Below are 20593 nucleotides of genomic sequence, written 5' to 3' on the forward strand. Positions count from 1 at the left end.
AGCGGTCCTTCCGGCTGTGCGGGGCTCCGCGGTTCGCCAGTCTGGTCCCGTCGGCCGCGGGTTGATTCCGCACGCACACCCTTGCCCCGCGGCCCCGCCGGCGCCGTGCGCGCGGGGGACCGAAGGCACTGCCCGCGCGTACGGCTCACCGGGGCCGCTCACTCCTGCGGCGGCCGGGAGATCCGGTGGAAGACCCGCTTGAACTCGGCGAAGGCATCCGGGCCGACCGCCTCGGCGTGGCGCCGCTCGATCTCCGCGACGAGCGCGGCGGTGCGCTCCATCTGGTCCAGGGTGCGGCGGGTGGGGACGATGAGCTTGGCCCGGCGGTCGTCCGGGTCGGGGCGGCGCTCGACGTAGCCCAGGGCTTCGAGTTCGTCGATGAGCTTGCCGATGACCTGCTTGTGCCGGCGGGAGCGGCGGGCGAGGTCGGTGGCCCGGCTGCCCTCCGGGTCCAGGTGGGCGAGGACGGCGCCGTGCCGCGGCCGCAGTTCCGAGTGCCCCTGCTCGGCGAGGGCGCCGAAGAGCTCCCGCTGGAAGTCGAAGAGCAGGCGCGCGGCGAGCACCCCCAGGTCCGGGAGGTCCTCCTCCTGGCGCTCGCTGCGCGGCATCCCGTCCTCCGTCCGCGGCCCGCCGCCGCCCCGATCCCGGTCGTCCTTCACCGTCTGACAACATACGGGGTCCGCCGGGCGGCGCGGCCGGGCGCCCGCCCTCCGCGGGGGGCGGCGGGGGCGCGATCGAGGACGCGCACCGGCCGCATCACCGCCTAGCGTCCCGGGCATGGACGGGGGCGGCTTCTGCAGGGGCGCCGCGGAGGCGCGGCGGTCGCGGAGACGACCCCGCCCTTACTCGGTCCCCGCGACCGCCGCACGGCCCTTCCGCGCCCGGCCGAGCGTCGCGGCGCGGAGAGGGCCAGGCCGACCGGGGATCGCATCGGAAGCGCACCGCGGTGCAAACGGCGGGAGAGGGCGCCCGTGCGCGAAATCCCGCCGCGCGTTTCGGCCATGGCCCGACCATGCGCACCCGCGGGCCGGTCCGGAAGTATCCGGAAGGAGCGGTTCACCGAACCGTTCGGTAGCAGCGAGCTGTCCGCCGGGGCGGATTCCGGCGGCGGAGAGGCGGAGCGATGGAGCGGAGCAGCGCGGACGGCGGGCGGGACCTGGTGGAGAAGGCCCTCGCCTACATCGTGCACGACGGGCGGATCCTGGTCTTCCGGCACGTGGACGCCGCACCGGAGGAGGTGGGCCTGCAGGTGCCGGGCGGCACCGTCCGCCCGGCGGAGACCCCCTCCGACGCGGTGCTGCGCGAGGCCCGGGAGGAGACCGGGCTGTCCGCCCTGGAACTGGTCGGCAAGGTCGGCGAGGCCCGGTACGACCTGGCCCCCTACCGGGCCGAGGTGCAGCTCCGCCACGTCTTCCACCTCCGCCCCGCCGGCCCGGTCCCGGACCGCTGGGAGAGCTGGGAGATGCACGACGGCACCGCCCCGCCCACCCGCTTCGAGTGCTTCTGGATCCCGCTGGCCGACGGCCACGTCCTCCAGTCCGGTCAGGGCGCCCTGCTGGGGCGGCTGCACGACGCGCTCACCGGCTGAGGGCGGGGCCGCCCCGCCGTGCTCGGCGGGGCGGCCCGCGCCTCCGGCCGCCGGGTCAGGCGGCGCCGGTCCGCTCCAGGACGACCACCGGGATGGTGCGCCGGGAGCGCGCCTCATAGACGCGGTAGACCGGCGCCCGCTCGACCATCATGTTCCACAGCCGCTCCCGCTCCCCGCCCTCCGCGGTGCGGGCCCGGGCGGTGAACCGCTCGCCCCGGATCTGCACCTCCACCTCGGGCTCGGCCGCCACGTTCAGGTACCACTGCGGGTGCGTGTGGGTGATCGCCGACCCGGAGGCGACCAGCACGTAGCGGCCGTCGTCCTCGCCGTAGAAGAGGCCGGTGCGGTAGAGCCCGCCCGACTTGCGGCCCCGGTAGGTGAGGACGAGGTTGGTCACCCCTCCTTCCATGTGGCCGCTCTCCCCGTCGGTGGCGAGGTAGCGCCGGACGTGCTCGGCGACCGACGGGTCGGGGCTGTCGGCGACCTTCATTCCGCCCCCAGCCCCTGGGCGAAGCCGCCGTCCACCGCCAGCTCCACGTTGGTGCTGAAGGTGGCGTCGCCGGCCAGGAACAGGGCCGCCTTCGCCACCTCCTGCACCGTCCCGTTCCGCTTGAGCGGGGTGGAGGCGTCGCCCTGCCGCTCGAACTCGCGGCGCTCCTCCTCGGTCAGCGCGGCCACGCCCATGGTCGGCGTCTTGATGTAGCCGGGGGCGACGCTGTTCACCCGGATCTTGCGGGGCAGCAGCTCGACCGCCAGGACGTGCGCGAACGCCCGCATCGCCTCCTTGGAGGCCGAGTAGGCGCTCAGCCCCGGGAAGACCACGTCGTTGGCGACGGTGGTGAAGACGACCGACCCGCCGTCGGACAGCAGCGGGGACAGCGCCTGCACGGTGAAGAACGCCCCCTTGGCGTTGACCGCGAAGTGCCGGTCCCACGCCTCCTCGGTGACCTCCTCCAGCGGGGCGAACTCGGCGATGCCGTGGTTGACGAAGAGGTGGTCGACGCCGCCGAGGACCTCCCGGGCCCGCTCGGCCAGCGCCGCGATGTCGGCCATGCTCGCCGCGTCGGAGCGGACGACGTGCGCGGCGCGGCCCTTCAGCGCGGTCGCCGCCGCTTCCAGGTTCTTCTCGTTGCGGCCGGTCAGCAGCACCTCGGCGCCCCGGTCGAGCAGGGCCTCGACGATCGCCAGGCCCATGCCGTGCGTTCCGCCGGTGACGACGGCCTTCTTGCCGGTGAACGTGTTCATGTCGGTGTTCATGGCAGAACCGTGCCGGGAGGCGCATTCGGCCGGTCTTCGGAACGTCTTCGGTGCCCGTAGGCTGCCTCCGTGCGATTCGGTGTACTGGGGCCGCTGGCGGTGTGGGCGGCCGACGGCGAACCTGTCCCGGTCCCCGAGGCCAAGGTCCGCATGCTGCTGGCCGCCCTCCTGGTGGACCCGGGCCGGGCGGTCTCCGCCGACCGCCTGGTCGACGAGGTGTGGGAGCGCCCTCCCGCGCACCCCGTCCGGGCGCTGCAGACCCTGGTCTCCCGGCTGCGCGGCGCGCTCGGCGCGCAGGCGGTGCTGCGCCGCCCGCCGGGCTACCTGCTGGACGCCGGGCCCGGGGCGGTGGACTCCGAGCGCTTCGAGGAGCTGGCGGACCGCGCCCGCGCCGCCGCCGATCCGCGCCGCAGGGCGGAGCTGCTCGCCGAGGCGGTCGGGCTGTGGCGCGGGGACGCCTTCGACGGGTTCGCCGACGAGCGGTTCGCGCAGGCCGCGGCGGCGCGACTGGAGGAGCGGCGGCTGCTGGCCTGGGAGGAGTACGCCGAGGCCCGGCTGGAGCTGGGCGAGCACGACCTGCTGGCGGGCGAGCTCGCCGACCTGGCCCGCCGGCACCCGCTGCGCGAGCGCCTGCGCGCCGCCCACCTGCGCGCCCTGTACGGGGCGGGCCGCGCGAGCGAGGCGCTCGACGCCTTCCAGGAGACCCGCCACCGGCTGAACGAGGACCTCGGCCTGGACCCCGGCCCGGAGCTGGCCGGGCTGCAGCGGAAGATCCTGCGCCAGGAGCTCCCCGGCCCTCGGCCCCGCGGCAACCTCCCCGCACCGCTCACCGGGCTGATCGGGCGCTCGGAGGCGGTCGGGGCGGTGCAGGCCCTGCTGGACGAGGAGCGGCTGGTGACCCTGACCGGCCCCGGAGGCGTCGGCAAGACCCGGCTGGCCCTGGAGGTCGGCCGCGCGGCGGCCGGTTCGTTCCCCGACGGCGTCTGGCTGGTGGAGCTGGCCGGCCGGCGGCCCTGCGACGAGGGGGCCGCCGAGGAGGTGGCCGCGGTGCTCGGGTTCCGGGACGAGCCGTCGCCGCAGGGCGTCGCGCACCGGCTGGCCGAGGCGCTGCGCGGCCGGCGGCTCCTGCTCGTGCTGGACAACTGCGAGCACGTCGTCGACGCGGTGGCGGACCTGGCGGTGCGGCTGCTGCGCGCCGCACCCGAGGTGCGGATCCTCGCCACCGGCCGGGAGCCGCTCGGCGTCTCCGGGGAGCGGCGGTGGCCCGTCCGCCCCCTGGAGGTCCCCGAGCCCGGCGCCGACCCGGCCGAAGTGGCCGGGGCGAGCGCGGTCCGGCTGTTCGCGGCCCGGGCCGCCGCCGCGTCGCCCGGGTTCGCCGTGACCGCGGAGAACGCCGAGGCGGTGGCCGTGATCTGCCGCCGGATGGACGGCATCCCGCTCGCCCTCGAACTGGCCTCCACCCGGGTGCGCGTGCTGGGCCCGGCCGAGCTGGCGGACCGCCTGGACGACCGGTTCGGCCTGCTGGTCGGCGGCCCCCGCGACGCCCCGGCCCGGCAGCGGACGCTCAAGGCCGTGATCGGCTGGAGCTGGGACCTGCTGACCGGCGCGGAGCAGGCCGTGCTGCGCCGCCTGGCGGTCCACCGCGACGGCTGCGGCCTGGAGGCCGCCGAGGAGCTCTGCGCCGGCGGCGGGGTGAAGCCCGCCGAGGTCGTCGACCTGCTGGCCCGGCTCGCCGACCGGTCGCTGGTGGTCGTGTCGGCCGACGGGGCGCCGCGCTACCGGCTGCTGGAGTCGGTCTCCGCCTACTGCCTGGAGCGGCTGCCGGAGGACGAGCGCGAGGCGCTGGTCCGCGCGCACGCCCGCTACTACACCGGGCTGGCCGAGCGCGCCGACGCGCACCTGCGCGGCGGCGACCAGCGCAGCTGGCTGCGGCGCCTGGATGCGGAGACGGCCAACCTGCGCGCCGCGCTGGAGGCCGCCGACGCGCCGCTCGCCGGGCGGCTGGTGCGGGCGCTGGCCTGGTACTGGTTCCTGCGCGGCCGGTTCACCGAGGCCAAGCGCTCCCTGGCGGCCGCGCTGGACGCCGGAGCCGACCGGACCGCGCTCACCGCCTGGCTGGCCGGGATGACGCTGCTCTCCGGCGAGCCGTGGCGGGAGGAGGCCCCGACCGGGTCGGAGGCACGGGACGGGCAGCAAGGGCGGCGGCCCGACGGGCCTCCGTTGAGGGCGGTGGTGGGCGACGGGCAGAAGGGACAGCGGCCCGAAGGGCCTCCGTTGAGGGCGGTGGTGGGCGACGGGCGGGAGGAGTGGCTCCTCGGGTACGCCGAGACGCTGTTCGGCTCCCTGGACGCGGGGGAGGAGCGGAACCGCCGCGCACTGGAGGCCTTCCGCGCCCGGGGCGACCGGTGGGGCGTCGCGGCCGCCGCGACCGCCCGGGGGCTGCACCGCCAGGTCCGCGGCGACCTGGCCGGGGCGCGGCGGGACGCCGAGGAGGGGCTGGCGCTCTTCGCCGAGGCCGGCGACCGGTGGGGGCTCCTCCAGGCCGGCGGCGTGCTCGGCAGGCTCGCCGAGATCGAGGGCGACTACCGGGAGGCCGAGGAGCGGCACCGGGACGGCCTGGCCCACGCCGAGCACCTGGACCTGTGGGGCGAGGCGTCCGTCCGCTGGTCGGAGCTGGGGCGGATCGCCCTGCTCTCCGGCGACCACGACCGCGCCGACGAACTGCACGAGCGCGGCCGGAGCCTGGCCGTGGCGCACGCCGACCGCCGCGCCCAGGAGTTCGCCGAGGTCGGCCTGGCCCTCTCCGCGCGCCGCCGGGGGCGGTTCGATGAGGCGGAGGAGTACCTGCGCCCCTGGCTGGAGTGGAACGGCGGGTTCGAGGCGGAGAACGGCTCCGCGCTGCTCCTGGCCGAACTGGGGTTCCTCGCCGAGCAGCGCGGCGACCCCGGCGCCGCCCTGGAGCTGCACGGGCGGGGCCTCGCGGCGGCGGAGGCCACCGGGGACCCGCGCGCGATCGCCCTGGCCCGCGAAGGGCTGGCCGGCGCGCACCTGCTCGCCGGCCGGCCCGGGGAGGCGTCCCGCCTGCTGGCCGCGGCGGCCCGGCTCCGCGAGGAGGCGGGCGCCCCGCTGCCCCCGGCCGAGCGCGGCGACGTCGACCGGATCACCGCGGCGCTGCGGAAGGCCCGGAGCGGCGGGGCGCCCGAGGCCTGACGGGTGCGGCCGCCGCCGGTGTGCGGGTCCGCGGTGTCCCGCCCGGTTCTCGTCCGCCCCGCTTCCGTCCGCTCGGCTCCGGCGGGGATGCGGCATCTCGGCGCAGGCCGGGACGGCCGTGCGGGCCCTGCGGGCGGGACGCGCACCCGCTCCGGGGCGCCTCCCGTGCCGCATCGGGGCCGGGGCCCGCAGCGGCGCCTCCTCACCGTGGAGGCGGCCGATGGGCCCGCGCCGGCCTGCGGGTCATTCCGCGGCGGGGGGAGCCAGGGCGCGCAGCGTGTGGTCGACGAGCACCTGGAGTTCGGCCGAGCTGTGCAGGTCGCCCTGGTGGAGCAGGAGGCGGTAGTAGACCGGCCCGTACAGCAGCTCCAGGGCCAGGTCCACATCGGCGTCCGGGCCGATCTGGCCGGCCTCGCGGCCCTTGGTCAGGCGGGCGCGGCCGTCTTCGGCGCGCGGCCGGAACAGCACCTCCTTCAGGGCGCGCGCCAGCTCCGCGTCATGCTGGGTGTCGGCGATCACGCCGACCAGGGCGCGGCCGAAGCGGGGGGCGCCCAGTAGCTCGCGCAGCAGTCCTTCCATCTGCGCCAGCAGGTCCGCGCGGAGGTCGCCGGTGTCGGGGAAGTCGGCGGCGGGAGCGGCGGCATCGTCCAGGGCCTCCAGGACGACCGCGCCCTTCGAGGGCCACCAGCGGTAGATCGTCTTCTTGCTCACTCCGGCCCGAGCGGCGATGGCCTCCACCGTCACCGGGCCGTATCCCTGCTCTTCGCATAGGTCTAAGGCGGCGTCGAGGACCGAGCGGCGGCTCTTCTCGCTGCGCCGCTGGGGATCGGGCCGCCTGGCTTCGAGGTCGTCTGGCATGCCGCCCACTCTATACGACACGACACGGATCGTGTTGACAGAGGGGCGGTCGCATGTGCAGACTTCACATCGCCAAAACGACACGACACGTGTCGTGTGATTCTCGGCGCCGTCAGCGGCGCCCGGAAAAGGGAGTTCACGCATGCCACGCTTCACCGACAAGGTCGTCCTCGTCACCGGCGGCAACTCGGGCATGGGCCGGGCCGTGGCCGAGCGGCTCGCGGCCGAGGGGGCCGCGGTCGTCCTCGGCGCCCGCCGCAAGGACCTCGGCGACCAGGTCGCCGCCGAGATCCGCGCCGGCGGCGGACGCGCGGTCTTCGTCCCCGCCGACGTCACCGTCGAAGAGGACGCCGCCCGGCTGGTCCAGGCGGCGATCGACGAATTCGGCCGCCTGGACGGGGCGTTCAACAACGTCGGCGGGATGAACGGGTTCGGCCCGGTGCCCGAGATCTCCGACAGCGCCTGGCGCGCCGACCTGGACGTCAACCTGACCAGCGTCTTCTACGGGCTCAAGTACCAGCTGCCGGCGATCCTCGCCGCCGGTGGCGGGGCGGTGCTCAACAACGCCTCGAACCTGGGGGTGACCGGCACGCCGACCGTGGCCCCCTACGTGGCGGCCAAGCACGGCGTGGTCGGGCTCACCCGGGCCGCCGCGCTGGAGAACGCCGGCGCCGGAGTCCGGGTCAACGCCCTGGTCACCGGGGGTGTCGACACGCCTCTGTTCGCGCAGACGATGGGCGCCACCCCGGAGGGCAGGGCGCAGGTGGAGGCCATGCTCCCGGTCGGCCGCATCGCTCAGCCCGACGAGATCGCCGCCTTCGCGGCCTTCCTGCTCAGCGATGAATCGCGGTTCATCACCGGCGCCGCGCTGGCCATCGACGGGGGCATCACCGCCCAGTGACCCCGGCCGGGCCGCCTCGGGACGGCCCGGTCACGGCGGTCCCTGCTCCCCGTTCTCGGCGAGCAGGGACCGCACCCGTTCCAGGAAGGCCGTGCGCACCGCGTCGGGGGCCAGGACCCGGAGCGGGGTGTCCAGGCCGAGGAGGTAGCCGGCGAGGCCGTCGGCGTCGGGGCCGCCGATCTCCACCACGGTGGCGTCCGGGCCGTCCGGGCGGTGGGCGCCGACCGACGGCGGCACCAGCAGCAGCGCCCGCTCCATGGGCACGGGGAGGCGGACCACCGCGTGCACCGGGTACCTTCCGGCGGCCCGGGACTCGGCGACCAGCCGGACCGGGTCGGGCCCCTCGACCGGGTCCGCCGGCCGCCCGCAGGGCTCGATCCGCCGGACCCGGTCGGCGCGGAACGTCCGCCACTCGCCCCGCGCCACGTCCCGTGCGACGAAGTACCAGCGGCCGGCGGCCCGCACCAGCCGGTAGGGGTCCACCTCCCGGACGGTGGCCCTGCCCGACCGGTCCCGGTAGGACAGCCGGCAGCGCTCCCCTCCCCGGCAGGCGGAGGCCAGTTCGAGCAGCATGCCGGCGGCGAGCCGCCCCTCTTCGGAGCCGGGGGCGTACGCCAGCGCCGCGTCCATCTCGCCCAGCCGCCGGGCGACCGCGGCGGGCAGCAGCCGGCCCAGTTTCAGCAGGGCGGACAGCGCGGCCTGGTCGCCGCCGAGATCTCCGCCGAGCGCGGCTTCGCGCAGGGCGACCGCGATCGCCAGCGCCTCCTCGTCGTCCAGCGCCAGCGGCGGGATCCGGTCGCCGGAGCCGAGGCCGTAGCCGCCCCAGGGGCCGGGGTCGGATTCGACGCCGTAGCCCAGCTCGCGCAGCCGGGCGATGTCCCGCCGGACGGTGCGGCCGGTGACCTCCAGGCGCTCCGCCAGCTCCTCGCAGGTCCACGAGGGCCGGTCGGCCAGCAGGGAGAGCAGGAGGAGCAGCCGCGCAGACGTACTCAGCATCTTCGCAGTCTCCACCACGACCAGGACAGAACCCGTCCTGGTCGGCCCGTACCGTCCCCTCCATGAGCGAAACGACTGGAACGACCGCCGGGGCGACCGCGCCGGCCGCCCGCTTCTCCGCGGTGACCTTCGACTGCCCGGACCCGGCCGAACTGGCCCGCTTCTACGGGGAGGCGCTCGGCCTGCCGGTCGCCTTCTCCAGCGACCACTTCGTGTTCCTCGCCCAGGAGGGCGCGCCCGGGCTGGGGTTCAACCGGGTGGCGGACTACCGGCCCCCGACCTGGCCGGAGCCCGAGCGAGAGAAGCGGGCCCACATCGAGCTGGGCGTCGACGACCTGGACGCGGCCCGGGAGCGCCTGGTCGCGCTGGGCGCGACCGAGGCCCCGGTCCAGCCGGACCCGGACCGCTGGCGGGTGCTGCTGGACCCGGCGGGCCACCCGTTCTGCATCTCCACCCTCGTCTGAGGAGGGGAGGGGCGGGGCCGCCGGCCCGCCGCCCCGATGAGTTCCGGGGCCCGGCGGACTCACCTGTTCAGGGCCGTCCCGCCGCTGCGGCCGCCGCGCTGCGGGGCGGCCGCCCGCGTGCTCCCCGCGCGGCGGGCACCAGGGGCTCGGCGGCCCCTCTCCTAAGGGCCGGGCTCTTCGACGACGACGGCGGACAGGGCCCCGCCCTCCAAGGTGCGGATCCTGGCCTTCTCGCCGATCTCGCGTGCGGCGCGGCGGATGGCCGACTTGAGCAGGGGGCCCTGCTCCGCATAGGCCGGATGCACCACGACCCGGCCGGTGCGGCCGAGCTCCGCGCTGATCTCGGCCGCGAGGACGGTGCGCTGCCGGTCCTCTTCTTCCGGGGCCACGCGCTGGACGGCGGCCTGCACGCGGGAGCCCGGGGCCGGGGCGCCGGTGCGGGCGGTCTCGTCGCTCATCCCGCGAGGCTACAGCGGGAGGACGACAGCCGGCCGCCGCCCGGGGACCGCCCGGAGGGTGCGCCCCGCCGACGGACTCAGGCGCCCTGGTCGGCGAAGCCGGTCCGCCAGGTGGGGTGCTCCGGGGTCCAGCCGCGGGAGCGGGCCAGGGCGTTGTCGGCGCCGCGCGCCCAGTCGGGGCCGCTCCCCTCGGCGGCGGGGGCCGGCGCGGGCACGCCGAGGGCGCCGGCCAGCACCGGCAGCCACTCCCGGGCGGGCGCGGGCTCGTCGTCGGCGATGTTGACCGGGCCGCCCGGCCAGTCCAGGGCGGCCACCGCCGCCCGCGCCGCGTCGGCGACGTGCACGAAGGAGCTCACCGCGTCCCCGGCCTCCAGGCTGCCCAGGAACGGGGCGCCCGGCTCGCCGGCCAGTGCGGCCGCGACCGCCCCGCCCGGCGCGTACCAGGTGCCCGGGCCGTAGAGGATCCCGTAGCGGAGCAGGACCGCGGTCTCCAGCTCGGCGGCGGTCTCCTCCAGCGCCCGGACGGCGCCGACCATCCCGGCCCGCGGCTGCGCCTCCCGGTCGTCCAGCGGGACCGACTCGCCGGCCGGGCCGTCGCCCGGGGCGTAGGTCCAGCAGATCGACTGGGCGACGATCCGGCGCACCCCCGCCGCCGCGGCGGCGTCCACCAGGTTGCGGGTGCCCTCGCGGCGCAGCCGCCCGTTGGCCGCGCCGTCCGCGCCGGACAGGTCGGTGAGCTGGTGGATCACCGCGTCCGGTGCGGCTTCGGACACCGCCTCGTGCAGCGCCCCGGCGTCGAGCGCGTCGGCCCGGACGGCCCGCGCCCCCTGGGCCCGCACCCGTGCGGCGCCCTCCTCGGTGCGGGAGGTCCCGGTGACCTCGTGCCCGGCCCGCAGCAGCAGGGGGACGAGCAGGCGGCCGACGGCGCCGGTGGCGCCCGCGACGAGAACGCGCATGGGACTCCTTTTCGGGGCGGTCCCGGATCCGCCCGCCGGGCGGGGGCCGGGACGTGGACGGGGGCTGACAACTGTTGGTGATTTCATCGGTACTTCTCGATGATCCTCCGTTGCCATCGCCTCAGGCGGTTCGGCGGTCCGGCGCGCATGCAGGGCGTTCACCGTCAGAGCGCCGGGAAGCGGGCGTCTCTCGAGGAGAGCACCGCCTGGCATCGGAGCCCTCGCCGGGAAGTCGCCCGGAGAGGAGAAACGCCTCGTGGAGACCGTGTGAGACCTCGCTCTTCGGAGCCGGCGGCGGTCGGTGAAGCAGGAAGGAGACCAGCGAGAGGAACGCTGAGATTCACTCAACGGCAAGGGTAGACGGGGCCGGGCGCGGAGCGGCGGGCGGCCCCGCCGGTGGGAAAAAGAGGTGACGGCGCCGCGCCGATCGGGCAGCCTGGCCCTCGGCCCGGCCCCTTGACGCGGAGGAGACCCGATGGACCGTGCGGAGTACGAGCGGTACTGCGCGGAGATCACCGCCCAGACCGACCTGCTGCGGGAGGCGGTGCGCGGCGCGGACATGCGGGCCCCGGTGCCGACCTGCCCGGGCTGGAACCTCGGGCAGCTCCTGCGCCACCTGGGTTGGTCGCAGCGGTGGGCCGAGGAGGTCGTCCGGACCCGCGCGGCCGGCCCCGTCGCCGAGGACCGGCTGAACGACGTCTCCGGGTACGCCGACGAGGACGGCGCGTTCCTGGACGGCTGGCTCGCCGAGGGCGCCGCGGCGCTCTCCGCCGCACTGCGCGGGGCCGGGCCGGACGCCCCGGTGTGGAACCCCTCGGACGACCTCTCGCTCCGGACGCGGTTCTGGGCCCGCCGGGAGGCCTGCGAGACCGCCGTGCACCGCGCCGACGCCTGCCTGGCGGTCGGTGCCGAGTACCGGCTCGGCGCGCAGGCCGCCCGGGGCGCCCTCGACGAGTGGATGGAGAACGGCGCGCACCCCGAGGCCTACGCCGCGGGGCCGGGCTGGCCTGCGCTGCTGGGGGCCGGCCGGAGCGTCCTCCTGTGGGCCTCCGACGACGATGCGGCCTGGTTCGCCGACCTGTCCGGCGCGGCCCCGGCCTGGTCGCGCACGGCGCGGGAGGCGGCGGTGACGGCCCATGGCCCGCTCACCGGCCTCGTCCTGTTCGTCTACCGCCGGCCCGCCCCGGGCGTCGAGGTCACCGGCGACGAGGGCCTTTTGGACCTCTGGCTCGCCCGCACCGGCTTCTGGCTGCAGTGAGCGTCCCGTCCGGCGGCCCGCCCCCGGCGCGGGCCGGCCCCTGCCGCCGCCCCGGCGGGCGGCCGGGGTCCGCCCCGATGGCGGCGGCCCGGCGCCCAGGGGCGGCCCCGGGGCGAAGCCGCGGAGCCGGGTGGGGAGCGTGGGCGGTCACCGGTGCCGGGGCACGCGCCCGCCCTCCCGGACGCGGCCCGGCCGGCGGAGGCCCGCCGGCCGGGCCGCGCGGGGGGTGACAACTGTCGGCGATTTCATCAGCGCTTCTCGATGATCCTCCGTTGCCATCGCCTCAGGCGGTTCGGCGATCCGGCGCGAATGCAGGACGTTCACCGTCAGAGCGCCTGGAAGCGGGCCCATCTCGAAGAGGGCACCGCCTGACATCGGAACCCTCGCCGGGAAGTCGCCCGGAGAAGAGAAACGCCTCGTGGAGACCGCGTGAGACCTCGCTCTTCGGAGCCGGCGGCGGTCGGTGAAGCAGGAAGAAGACCGGCGTAAGGAACGCTGGGATTCACTCAACGGTCAGCCTTCCGTGGTGACGGTGAGGTCGTCGCCGAGGGCGGCGGCGATCTCGGCCGCGCGGGAGTGGTCGTCCAGGCGGCGGGTCAGGTAGGCGGCGGCGTGGCCGTTCTTCAGCGACCACCAGGCCGCCGAGCCGCCGACGCCGCCCTTGGCGATCTTCCCGCGGTCCCGGATGAACCCCGCGGTCCAGGTCAGCTCGGTGCCGAAGACCTCGTCGTACCCTGTGGCCTGCGGGGAGACGTACTCGGCGTGCAGCTCCGGCCCGAGCAGGGCGCGGACCGGGCCGTCCTCGTCGGTGAGCCGGGAGAAGAACTCCGCCAGGCCGCTCGCGGTCGCGTGCAGGCCGACCCCGCCGAAGACCGCCCCGCGCCATGCCCTCGAGTTGGTCAGCTCCGGGTCGAGCGGGCCCGGCGGGGTGCGCAGCCAGGGCTCGGCGGGCAGCAGCCGGGGCCACTCCGGTACCGCGTACTCCAGGTCGGCGACCCGGTGCAGCTCCTCCTCGGGCACCGCGAACCGGGCGTCCAGGCCGAGCGCGGGCCGGACCCGGGTGTCGAACACCTCGCCCAGGGAGGCGCCGGTGCTCGCGCGGAGCACGCCGTCGATGAGGTGGCCGTAGGTGAGCGCGTGCTCCCCGATCGCGGTGCCCGGCGGGTGCTCCGGGGCGGCCTCGGCGAGGGCGCGCCGCAGCCCGGCGCCGTCCAGCGGGTCCAGGGCGGCGGCGGACTCCGGGAAGCGGGGCTGGCCGGCCCGGTGGGTGAGCAGGTGGCGCAGGGTGGTCCGGTCCTTGCCCCGCACTCCGTACTCGCGCCAGTGGTCGGCGATCGGGTCGTCCAGTCCGAGCGCCCCGTCGGCGACCGCGACCAGCGCCGCGAGCGCGGCGAAGGGCTTGGAGACCGAGTAGGTCTGCACCATGGTGCCGGCCTGCCAGGGGCGCCGCCGGCCGGTGTCGGCCCATCCCCCGCTCAGCCGGACCACCTCGCGGCCGCCCTTCCGGACCGAGACCCCGGCGCCGGTCTCCCGGCCGTCGTCGACCAGGCGCTGGAAGACCCGGCGCACCTCTTCGTAGCCCTCCTCCGCGAAGCCTTCGACCCGCATGCCCCGGCCCTCCTTCCGCTCTCGCGGGTGGTGGCGGCCCCACCCGCACCGTCTCCCGCATACCCCGGCCGGGTACGCGGATGGCGAACAGAATACCCCTAGGGGGTATGAAAGGCAATGGGGTCCGCGGCCGCGCGGACCCCCGGGACAAGGCGGCCCGGCGGGTTTCGGTCGCCTCCCGGCGATCGGATTCCCGGAAAGCGCCCCCGCCGCCGGCCGCGATGGAGAAGGATCGTCTCCATCGGCCTCACCGACCGCGCTCGGGGAGGCGCGCCGGCGGGCAGTCCGGCCACCGGAGCGGCCGCTCCGGCGCCGGGACCGCTCCCAGCCGCCGGAGCGCCTTCCCCGCCCGCCGAACGGGACCGGGGCGCCCGGCTCCGCGGCGGCGGTCGCAGCGGCCGCCTGCCCGGGGCCCTCCCGACCCGAGGGCAGGGGCGCCCCGGCGTCGGCCCGACCCCTCCCCGGGCCGGCGCCGGGACCCGCCGTCCCGGCGGACCGGAGAAGCGGCCCGGCAGGTCAGGTGCGGACCAGCGTGAGGTAGGCCAGGCCCAGCAGCCCGCGGAAACCGCGCAGCCGGACCTCCCGGAGGGCGTCGGCCCGGGCGCGGAGCTCCGCGGCGCCGGGGGAGCCGGGGTCGGCCAGGATCGCCTCCTCGAACCTGAGCGCGTGGCCGTTCTCGAACTCGTCCCACTCGCCCTGGCTCGCCTCGGAGAGCGCGAGCAGGCGGAACCCGTGCGACATCGCGAAGTCGACCAGGCCGGCCATGGAGCGGTACTGCCCGCGGGGCAGGTCCTCCGGCATCGCGGCCATCTCCGCCGCGGTCGGCGGCCGCTGCCAGAACCCCTCGCCGAACAGCAGCCGGCCGCCGGGTTCCAGCAGGCCGGCCGCCGCGGACAGGGCGTTCCCGGTGTGCTCCTCGGGGTCGCCGCCCCACACGTGCGAGGCGCCGAGGTTGATCAGCACGTCGACCGGTCCGCCGGACCAGGCTCCGACGTCGCCGGCCACCAGTTCCACCCGGTCGGCCAGGCCGCGCGCCTCGGCGCGGGCCCGGGCGTGCGCGATGGCCCGCTCGTCGAGGTCGACGCCGGTGCCGGTGGCGGCCGGCTCGCTCTCCAGGGTGCGCAGCAGCAGCTCGGCCCAGCCGCAGCCGAGATCGGCCACCCGCTTCCCGGCGAGCGGGCCGAGCGTGCGGATCAGCCGGGCGGCGTGCTCCTCGGAGAGCGGGTCGTTGAAGGTCAGGTGGCGGTGGGGCGGGGGGATCTCCGGTGCGGTCATCCGGGAATGCTCTTACGGCCGGAGGCCCGGCGCAACGGGGTTTCGCCGTACCCCGCCGCGGATACGGCGGTCCGGAACCCGCCGGCCGCGGCGCCCTTCCGGCGGCCGCCGGAACCGGCCCCGCCGCATCGGCGCACCGGCGGGACGGGGCCGGTTCCGGCCCCTCCGTGAACCGGGAAACGGCCGCCTGCGTCGAACCCGTCAGCGGGCCCCGGGGAGGGAACCGGCGGCGGCCCGCCCCCGAGTAGGAGGTCCCTTGACCGAGCGCCCGCTGCTGTTCATCGACGTGGACGGCCCCCTCAACCCGTTCCGCTCCGCCCCGGGGAGGCGGCCCTCCGGCTACATCGCGCACACGATGCTGCCCGACTCCTGGACCGCCATGCACGGCGGCGGGACCGGCGGCTTCCAGGTGCGGCCGCTGACCGTCCTGCTCGACCCCGCGCACGGGCCGAAGCTGCAGGCCCTGCCGTTCGAGCCGGTCTGGGCCACCACCTGGGAGCACGAGGCCAACGAGTGGATCGCCCCGCACCTGGGGCTGCCGCCGCTGCCGGTGGTGGAGTGGGAGCGGACCCACTTCACCGACCCGGCCGGCCTGCACTGGAAGACCCGGGCCCTGGCCGAGTACGCCGCGGGCCGCCCGTTCGCCTGGATCGACGACGAGATCACCCCGCACGACACCGACTGGGCCCGGGAGCGCTACCCGGCGCACTGCCTGCTCCTGCGCATCGCCCCCGAGCTGGGCCTGCGCGACGGCGACTTCGCCGAGCTGCGCGAGTGGGCCGAGGCCCACGCACCGGTGGCCTGACCCCCGGGCGGGTGCCCCGGCCCGGGAGGGGATCCGGCCGGGGCCGCCGCCCGCGCTCCGGACGAAGGCGGCGGGGCGGTACGGGGGCACCGCCGCCACCGCCGCCGGGTGACGGGGGCCGGCCCTGCGTCCGCACGGGCGGGATCGGAACCGGGCCGCGGGGCCGGAGCGGGGGAGGCCCGCCCCGGCCCCGCGGGCTCAGGCCGGGTGCAGGAAGGCGCCGGTGCGGGACTCGGGGCAGCGGGCGATGTCCTCCGGGGCGCCCTGGGCGACGATCCGCCCGCCGGCCGCGCCGCCGCCCGGCCCGAGGTCGATGACGTGGTCGGCGGCGCGGATGACGTCCGGGTCGTGCTCGATGACCAGCACCGTGTTGCCTGCGTCGACCAGCCGCTGCAGGACCGCGAGCAGCCGCGCGGTGTCCGCGGCGTGCAGCCCGGTGGTGGGCTCGTCCAGCAGGTAGAGGGTGCGTCCGGTGGAGCGGCGGCCCAGCTCCTTGGCGAGCTTGATCCGCTGCGCCTCGCCGCCGGACAGGGTGGTCGCGGGCTGGCCCAGCCGCAGGTAGCCCAGGCCGACGTCGGCCATCAGCCGCAGCCGGGAGGCGACCTGGGGCAGGTCGGCGAAGAGCGCCAGGGCGTCGTCGACGGTCATCTCCAGCACCTCGGCGATGTCCCGGCCGCCGTACCGGGCGGCCAGCACCTCGGGCTTGAAGCGCCGGCCCCGGCAGGCCGGGCAGCGCACTCCGATGGCGGGCAGGAAGTGCATCTTCACCTCCAGCACGCCGGCGCCGGTGCACCGCTCGCAGCGGCCGCCCGCGACGTTGAACGAGAAGCGGCCCGGGGACAGGCCGCGCTCGCGGGCGCCGGGGGTGGCGGCGAACGCCTCGCGGATCGGGGTGAACGCGTCGGTGTAGGTGGCGGCGTTGGACCGCGGCACCCGCCCGATCGCCTGCTGGTCGATGGCGACGACCTTGTCCAGGTGCTCCCAGCCGTCGATGCCGTCGTGCTCGCCGACCGCCTCCGACGCCCCGGCGAACCGGCGCCGCGCGGCCGGCGCGAGGACGTCCAGCAGCAGCGAGGACTTCCCGGACCCGGACGGCCCGGAGACCGCGACCAGCAGGCCCAGCGGGAACCGCGCGGTGACGCCGGCCAGGTTGTGCGCCCGGGCCCCGCGCACCACCAGCTCCGCGCGGCCGGGCCGGCGCCCGGCCCGCGCCGGCGGCGGCACGGTCCCGCCGAGGTGGCGGCCGGTGACCGACTCGGGGACCGCGGCCACCTCGGCGGGGGTGCCCTGGGCGACGATCCGCCCGCCGTCCCGGCCCGCACCGGGGCCGACGTCGATGACGTGGTCGGCGGCGCGCAGCACCGCCGGGTCGTGCTCGATGACCAGCACCGTGTTGCCGAGGTCGCGCAGCCGGTGCAGCACCCCGATGAGCCGCTCGGTGTCGGCGGGGTGCAGGCCCAGCGTCGGCTCGTCGAGCACGTAGAGCACCCCGGTGAGCCCGGAGCCGAGCAGCGCGGCCAGCCGCAGCCGCTGGGCCTCGCCCGCGGACAGGCTGGGGGCGGCCTGGTCCAGGGTCAGGTAGCCCACCCCGACCGCGGCCAGCCGGTGCAGCCGCTCGGCGAGGTCGGCGACGACCGGTTCGGCGACCGCCCGCTCCTCGGCGCCCAGCCGGCCGGGCAGCGCGCCGATCCACTCGGCCAGGCCGCTCAGCGGGAGGCGCTGGGCCTCGATGATGGTGGTCCCGGCGACGGTCACCTGCCGGCTCTCCGGGCGCAGCCGCTCGCCGCGGCAGTCCGGGCAGCCCTCCTTGACCAGCAGCCGCTCGGTCTTCTCCCGGTAGGCGGTGTCCTCGATGCGCTCGGCGTAGCGGCGCAGCACGTTGGCGGCGACGCCCTCGAACCGGCCGTCGGAGACCCGGGCGGGCGGTTCTGTCCCGGGGAACAGCCGCCGGAACTCGGGGGAGTCCACCCCGTGCAGGAGCAGGGTGCGCCCGGCCTCGCCGAGCTCGCCGACCGGGAGGCCGGGGTCGAAGGCGAAGCCGTAGTGCCGGGCGGCGGCGCGCAGGATCCCGATGTTCCGCTCGGCGAGCCGGGGGTGCCAGCCGGGCACGCCGCCGTCGGCGACCGGGCGGGCCTCGTCGACCAGGCGGGCGGTGTCGGCGCGGATGACGGTGCCCAGCCCGGTGCAGCCGGGGCAGGCCCCGGCGGGCTTGTTGAAGGAGAAGCTCCCCATGGCCAGACCGGGCAGCACGGCGCCGCAGTGCGGGCAGGGCACCGGCGGCTCGTCCTCGGCGGCGTCCTCCGGCGCGCCGGCCTCCGGGCCCTCCGCGTCCGGCACCGCCTCGCCGACCTCGTGCGAGGGCGGGACGTCGCCGCCGCACGCCGGGCAGGGCCGGTGCCCGGCGCGCGCCCACAGCAGCCGCAGGTAGGTGAGGACCTCGGTGACGGTGCCCACGGTCGACCGGGGGCTGCGGTTGGTCAGGTGCTGGTCGACGCTGATGGAGGGGGACAGGCCGATGATCGCCTCCACCGCGGGCTTGCTCACGAAGCCGGTGACCATGCCCATCGATTCCAGGTACTGCCGCTGCCCCTCCTTGTGCAGGGTGTCGAAGACCAGGGAGGACTTTCCCGATCCGGACACCCCGGTCACCACGGTGAGCAGCCCCTTGGGGACGTCCACGTCGACCCCGGCGAGGTTGTGCTCGCGGGCGCCGAGGACCCGGATCACCCCCGCCGGCGCCGCCCGGTCCGCTCTTCCGCCGCTGACGGCGACCTCCGCCATGTTTCTCCTCCCTTTCCTTCGGAACGCCTGCCCCTTCGACCGTACCGTTGAAGCAGCGGTTGAACCTTTGCGCGGAGAAGCGCAGGAAAGAGAGGGGACGGTCCGGTGAAACCCTCAAAACCCGTCCGGGCAAGGGCGCCGGATCAGCGGGGCCGGGCCGCCTCCTCCAAGGCGACGTCCTTGACGACCCGGCTGGGCTTCCCGGTCAGCGAACCGGCGATGAAGTTCCCGAGCCCCGGCACGAAGCCGGCCGCCCGCAGCGCCTGGCGGCGCACCCACAGCCGCGTCCGACCGTCGGGGAGGAACCAGCGGGTGCCGACCCGGGCGGCGCGCTGGCGCTCCTCGGCCACCGGCCGCCACCGCTCCTCGTAGCGGCGCAGCCCCTCCTCGACCGTGCCGGCGCGGGCCAGCTCCTCGCCGAGCACGAAGGCCCCGCCGATGCCGAGCGAGGCGCCCTGGCCGGCGAGGAGCGAGACCGCGTAGCAGGCGTCGCCGACCAGCACGGTGCGGCCCCTGCTCCACCGGTCCATCTCGATCTGGGCGACCTGGTCGTAGTAGACCTCCTCCGGCGGCGGGCACAGCTCCAGGGCGCGCGGGACCACCCAGCCGAGCCGGGCGTAGACGCGGCGGAGCTCGGCCCGCGGGTCCTCGGGCAGTGCGGGGTCGGGGGTGCGGTGCACGGTGAAGACCGCGGCGCGGTCGCCGTCCAGGGCGTAGAGGCCCACCTGGGCGCCGATGGTGTCGGTGAGGTGGAAGCGGCCGGCGGCCAGCGCGTGCACCCGGGCGTCGGTGAAGACGTAGGCGGCGGTGTGGAAGCCGAGGTAGCGGAGGTAGGCCTGCTCCTCGCCGAAGACGAGGCGGCGCACGGCCGAGTGGACGCCGTCCGCGCCGGCCAGCAGGTCCGCCTCCAGCGCGGTGCCGTCGGAGAGCTCGACCCGGACCCCGCCGGCCTCCTCGGTGATCCGCCGCGGCCCGGTCCCGTAGCGGATCTCCACCCGCTCGGGGAGCGATTCGCGCAGTGCGCGCTCCAGGTCGGGGCGCATGATGGAGACCAGTCCGCCACTGATGGAGGCGGAGAAGGCGCTGAAGTCCACCGAGGCGCGGCGGCGGCCCTTCTCGTCGACGTAGATCGCTTCGTCGACCCGGTGCCCCAGCTCCTGGATCCGCGGCAGCACGCCCATCAGCTCGGCGGCGTCGTATCCGGGGCCGAAGAAGTCGATCATGTAGCCCTGCGGGCGCGGCCCGGGGGCGCGCTCCACCACGGTGACCTGCCAGCCGTGTGCGTCCAGTCGCTGGGCGAGCGCCAGTCCGGCGATGCCCGCCCCGATGATGACGGCCTTCATCGGCCGCTCCTCTCCTCGTCGTGTCCGGTGGCCGGTCCGGGGGCGGTCACTGCGCCGCGCCCAGCATCCGCTTCAGCGCGGGGGCGACCGCGGCGGAGGTGAGCCCGGGGTCCAGCGGGCGGTGCAGCATCATCCCGTCGACGGCGGCGGTGACCACCGCCGCGGTGGCCTCGGGGTCGGCGATCCCGCAGCCGCGCAGCCACTCGGCGACCGCGGCGCGGAACCCCTCCAGGAGCCGGGCGACGCCTTCGCGCAGCTCCGCGTCGCGCCCGGCGGCCAGGTAGGCCTCGGTGAACAGGCGGCTGGTGGGGTCGTCGCCGGGGAAGGCGTCCAGGGTGCCCAGCAGCCGGTCGATCCCCTCCTCCAGGCCGACACCGGGGCCGAGTTCGTCGGCGGCCGCCGCGGCGACCTCCCCGACGACCTGGAGCGCGGCCTCGCCGAGCAGCGCCTGCACCGAGGAGTAGTGGTAGTGCACCAGGCCCGGGGCGACCCCGGCCCGCTCGGCCACCGTCCGGGTGCTCACCCCGGCCCACCCGCGCTCGCCGATCAGCCCGGCCGCCGCCTCGACCAGCCGCGCCCGCACCTGCCTGCCCCGCTCCGCCGCCGTCGCCACCGTTCCTCCGGTTCCACTCGATCTTGGTCGACCGCCCTGGTCGACCACCTTGGGCGTTCGCCCAAAACCCAGCATGCCACACCCCGCCGCCCGGGGAAAGGCGGGCCCCGCGGCCGCGCGGCCGGCGGGCGGAGGCCTGCTTCGCCCCTCGGGGGCAGGGTGTAGGCTCGCCCCGGCGCGAGGGACGCGCGACTCCGGGACGGGGAGGTCGATGAATATGGC

At 76.7% G+C, this 20593-nt stretch carries 18 protein-coding genes; 6 read left to right on the plus strand and 12 right to left on the minus strand.

Features of this window, described 5'->3' with window-relative positions; translation table 11 throughout:
- Positions 1-158: 158 nt before the first annotated feature.
- On the minus strand, positions 159-659 hold the full coding sequence (locus D459_RS0103125; RefSeq protein ID WP_020380034.1) for a MarR family winged helix-turn-helix transcriptional regulator: 501 nt from the start codon (positions 657-659) through the stop codon (positions 159-161).
- Between the two features lie 464 nt (positions 660-1123).
- On the opposite strand from D459_RS0103125, the gene D459_RS0103130 reads away from it, so the two are divergent.
- Positions 1124-1588 carry an NUDIX hydrolase gene (locus D459_RS0103130; RefSeq protein WP_017591536.1) on the plus strand — a complete coding sequence of 155 codons (465 nt, stop codon included), beginning with the start codon at positions 1124-1126 and terminating at the stop codon, positions 1586-1588.
- A 55-nt stretch (positions 1589-1643) separates the two neighbouring features.
- On the opposite strand, the gene D459_RS0103135 is transcribed toward D459_RS0103130, so the two are convergent.
- Positions 1644-2078: a nitroreductase/quinone reductase family protein gene (locus D459_RS0103135; RefSeq protein WP_017591537.1), complete on the minus strand. Its 435-nt coding sequence runs from the start codon at positions 2076-2078 to the stop codon at positions 1644-1646.
- A complete protein-coding gene (locus D459_RS0103140; protein ID WP_017591538.1) occupies positions 2075-2845 on the minus strand; it encodes an SDR family oxidoreductase in 771 nt (256 codons plus the stop codon). The genes D459_RS0103135 and D459_RS0103140 overlap by 4 nt, the downstream gene beginning before the upstream one ends.
- A gap of 69 nt (positions 2846-2914) precedes the next feature.
- Here D459_RS0103140 and D459_RS0103145 point away from each other — a divergent pair, with 69 nt between their 5' ends.
- Positions 2915-6055, plus strand: coding sequence for a BTAD domain-containing putative transcriptional regulator (locus D459_RS0103145; protein ID WP_026120017.1), 3141 nt, complete (start codon positions 2915-2917; stop codon positions 6053-6055).
- Between the two features lie 243 nt (positions 6056-6298).
- Here the strand turns inward: D459_RS0103145 and D459_RS0103150 are convergent, their stop codons facing one another.
- Positions 6299-6913, minus strand: a complete 615-nt coding sequence (locus D459_RS0103150; protein ID WP_081620430.1) for a TetR/AcrR family transcriptional regulator — start codon at positions 6911-6913, stop codon at positions 6299-6301.
- Positions 6914-7055: 142 nt separating this feature from the next.
- Between D459_RS0103150 and D459_RS0103155 the strand changes: the two genes are divergently transcribed.
- A complete protein-coding gene (locus tag D459_RS0103155; RefSeq protein ID WP_017591541.1) occupies positions 7056-7814 on the plus strand; it encodes an SDR family NAD(P)-dependent oxidoreductase in 759 nt (252 codons plus the stop codon).
- A gap of 30 nt (positions 7815-7844) precedes the next feature.
- Here the strand turns inward: D459_RS0103155 and D459_RS0103160 are convergent, their stop codons facing one another.
- A complete protein-coding gene (locus tag D459_RS0103160) occupies positions 7845-8810 on the minus strand; it encodes a helix-turn-helix transcriptional regulator (protein ID WP_017591542.1) in 966 nt (321 codons plus the stop codon).
- A 62-nt stretch (positions 8811-8872) separates the two neighbouring features.
- Between D459_RS0103160 and D459_RS0103165 the strand changes: the two genes are divergently transcribed.
- Positions 8873-9274: a VOC family protein gene (locus tag D459_RS0103165; protein ID WP_026120018.1), complete on the plus strand. Its 402-nt coding sequence runs from the start codon at positions 8873-8875 to the stop codon at positions 9272-9274.
- 161 nt (positions 9275-9435) lie between these two features.
- Here the strand turns inward: D459_RS0103165 and D459_RS0103170 are convergent, their stop codons facing one another.
- Together D459_RS0103170 and D459_RS0103175 are read right to left on the minus strand one after the other, a co-directional pair.
- A complete protein-coding gene (locus D459_RS0103170; protein WP_017591544.1) occupies positions 9436-9732 on the minus strand; it encodes a hypothetical protein in 297 nt (98 codons plus the stop codon).
- Positions 9733-9809: 77 nt separating this feature from the next.
- The gene (locus tag D459_RS0103175; RefSeq protein WP_017591545.1) at positions 9810-10688 is read right to left on the minus strand and encodes an NAD-dependent epimerase/dehydratase family protein; all 879 of its coding nucleotides are present in this window, start codon (positions 10686-10688) and stop codon (positions 9810-9812) included.
- A gap of 475 nt (positions 10689-11163) precedes the next feature.
- Here D459_RS0103175 and D459_RS0103180 point away from each other — a divergent pair, with 475 nt between their 5' ends.
- Complete coding sequence (locus D459_RS0103180) at positions 11164-11946, plus strand: maleylpyruvate isomerase N-terminal domain-containing protein (RefSeq protein ID WP_017591546.1); 783 nt, start codon at positions 11164-11166, stop codon at positions 11944-11946.
- Between the two features lie 513 nt (positions 11947-12459).
- On the opposite strand, the gene D459_RS0103185 is transcribed toward D459_RS0103180, so the two are convergent.
- Positions 12460-13554, minus strand: a complete 1095-nt coding sequence (locus D459_RS0103185; protein ID WP_017591547.1) for a serine hydrolase domain-containing protein — start codon at positions 13552-13554, stop codon at positions 12460-12462.
- Between the two features lie 516 nt (positions 13555-14070).
- Positions 14071-14829, minus strand: a complete 759-nt coding sequence (locus tag D459_RS0103190) for an SAM-dependent methyltransferase (protein ID WP_017591548.1) — start codon at positions 14827-14829, stop codon at positions 14071-14073.
- Between the two features lie 256 nt (positions 14830-15085).
- Here D459_RS0103190 and D459_RS0103195 point away from each other — a divergent pair, with 256 nt between their 5' ends.
- Positions 15086-15634, plus strand: coding sequence for an HAD domain-containing protein (locus tag D459_RS0103195; RefSeq protein WP_017591549.1), 549 nt, complete (start codon positions 15086-15088; stop codon positions 15632-15634).
- A gap of 198 nt (positions 15635-15832) precedes the next feature.
- Here D459_RS0103195 and uvrA read toward each other — a convergent pair whose 3' ends face one another.
- The 3 genes from uvrA to D459_RS0103210 form a co-directional block, all read right to left on the minus strand.
- Positions 15833-18415 (minus strand): excinuclease ABC subunit UvrA, encoded by a 2583-nt coding sequence (gene uvrA, locus D459_RS0103200; protein WP_017591550.1) that lies wholly within the window; start codon positions 18413-18415, stop codon positions 15833-15835.
- A 143-nt stretch (positions 18416-18558) separates the two neighbouring features.
- On the minus strand, positions 18559-19758 hold the full coding sequence (locus tag D459_RS0103205) for an FAD-dependent oxidoreductase (RefSeq protein WP_017591551.1): 1200 nt from the start codon (positions 19756-19758) through the stop codon (positions 18559-18561).
- Between the two features lie 46 nt (positions 19759-19804).
- Positions 19805-20371: a TetR/AcrR family transcriptional regulator gene (locus tag D459_RS0103210; RefSeq protein ID WP_017591552.1), complete on the minus strand. Its 567-nt coding sequence runs from the start codon at positions 20369-20371 to the stop codon at positions 19805-19807.
- Between the last annotated feature and the right edge of the window lie 222 nt (positions 20372-20593).

Source organism: Nocardiopsis potens DSM 45234 (assembly GCF_000341105.1).
Classification (GTDB): Bacteria; Actinomycetota; Actinomycetes; order Streptosporangiales; family Streptosporangiaceae; genus Nocardiopsis_A; species Nocardiopsis_A potens.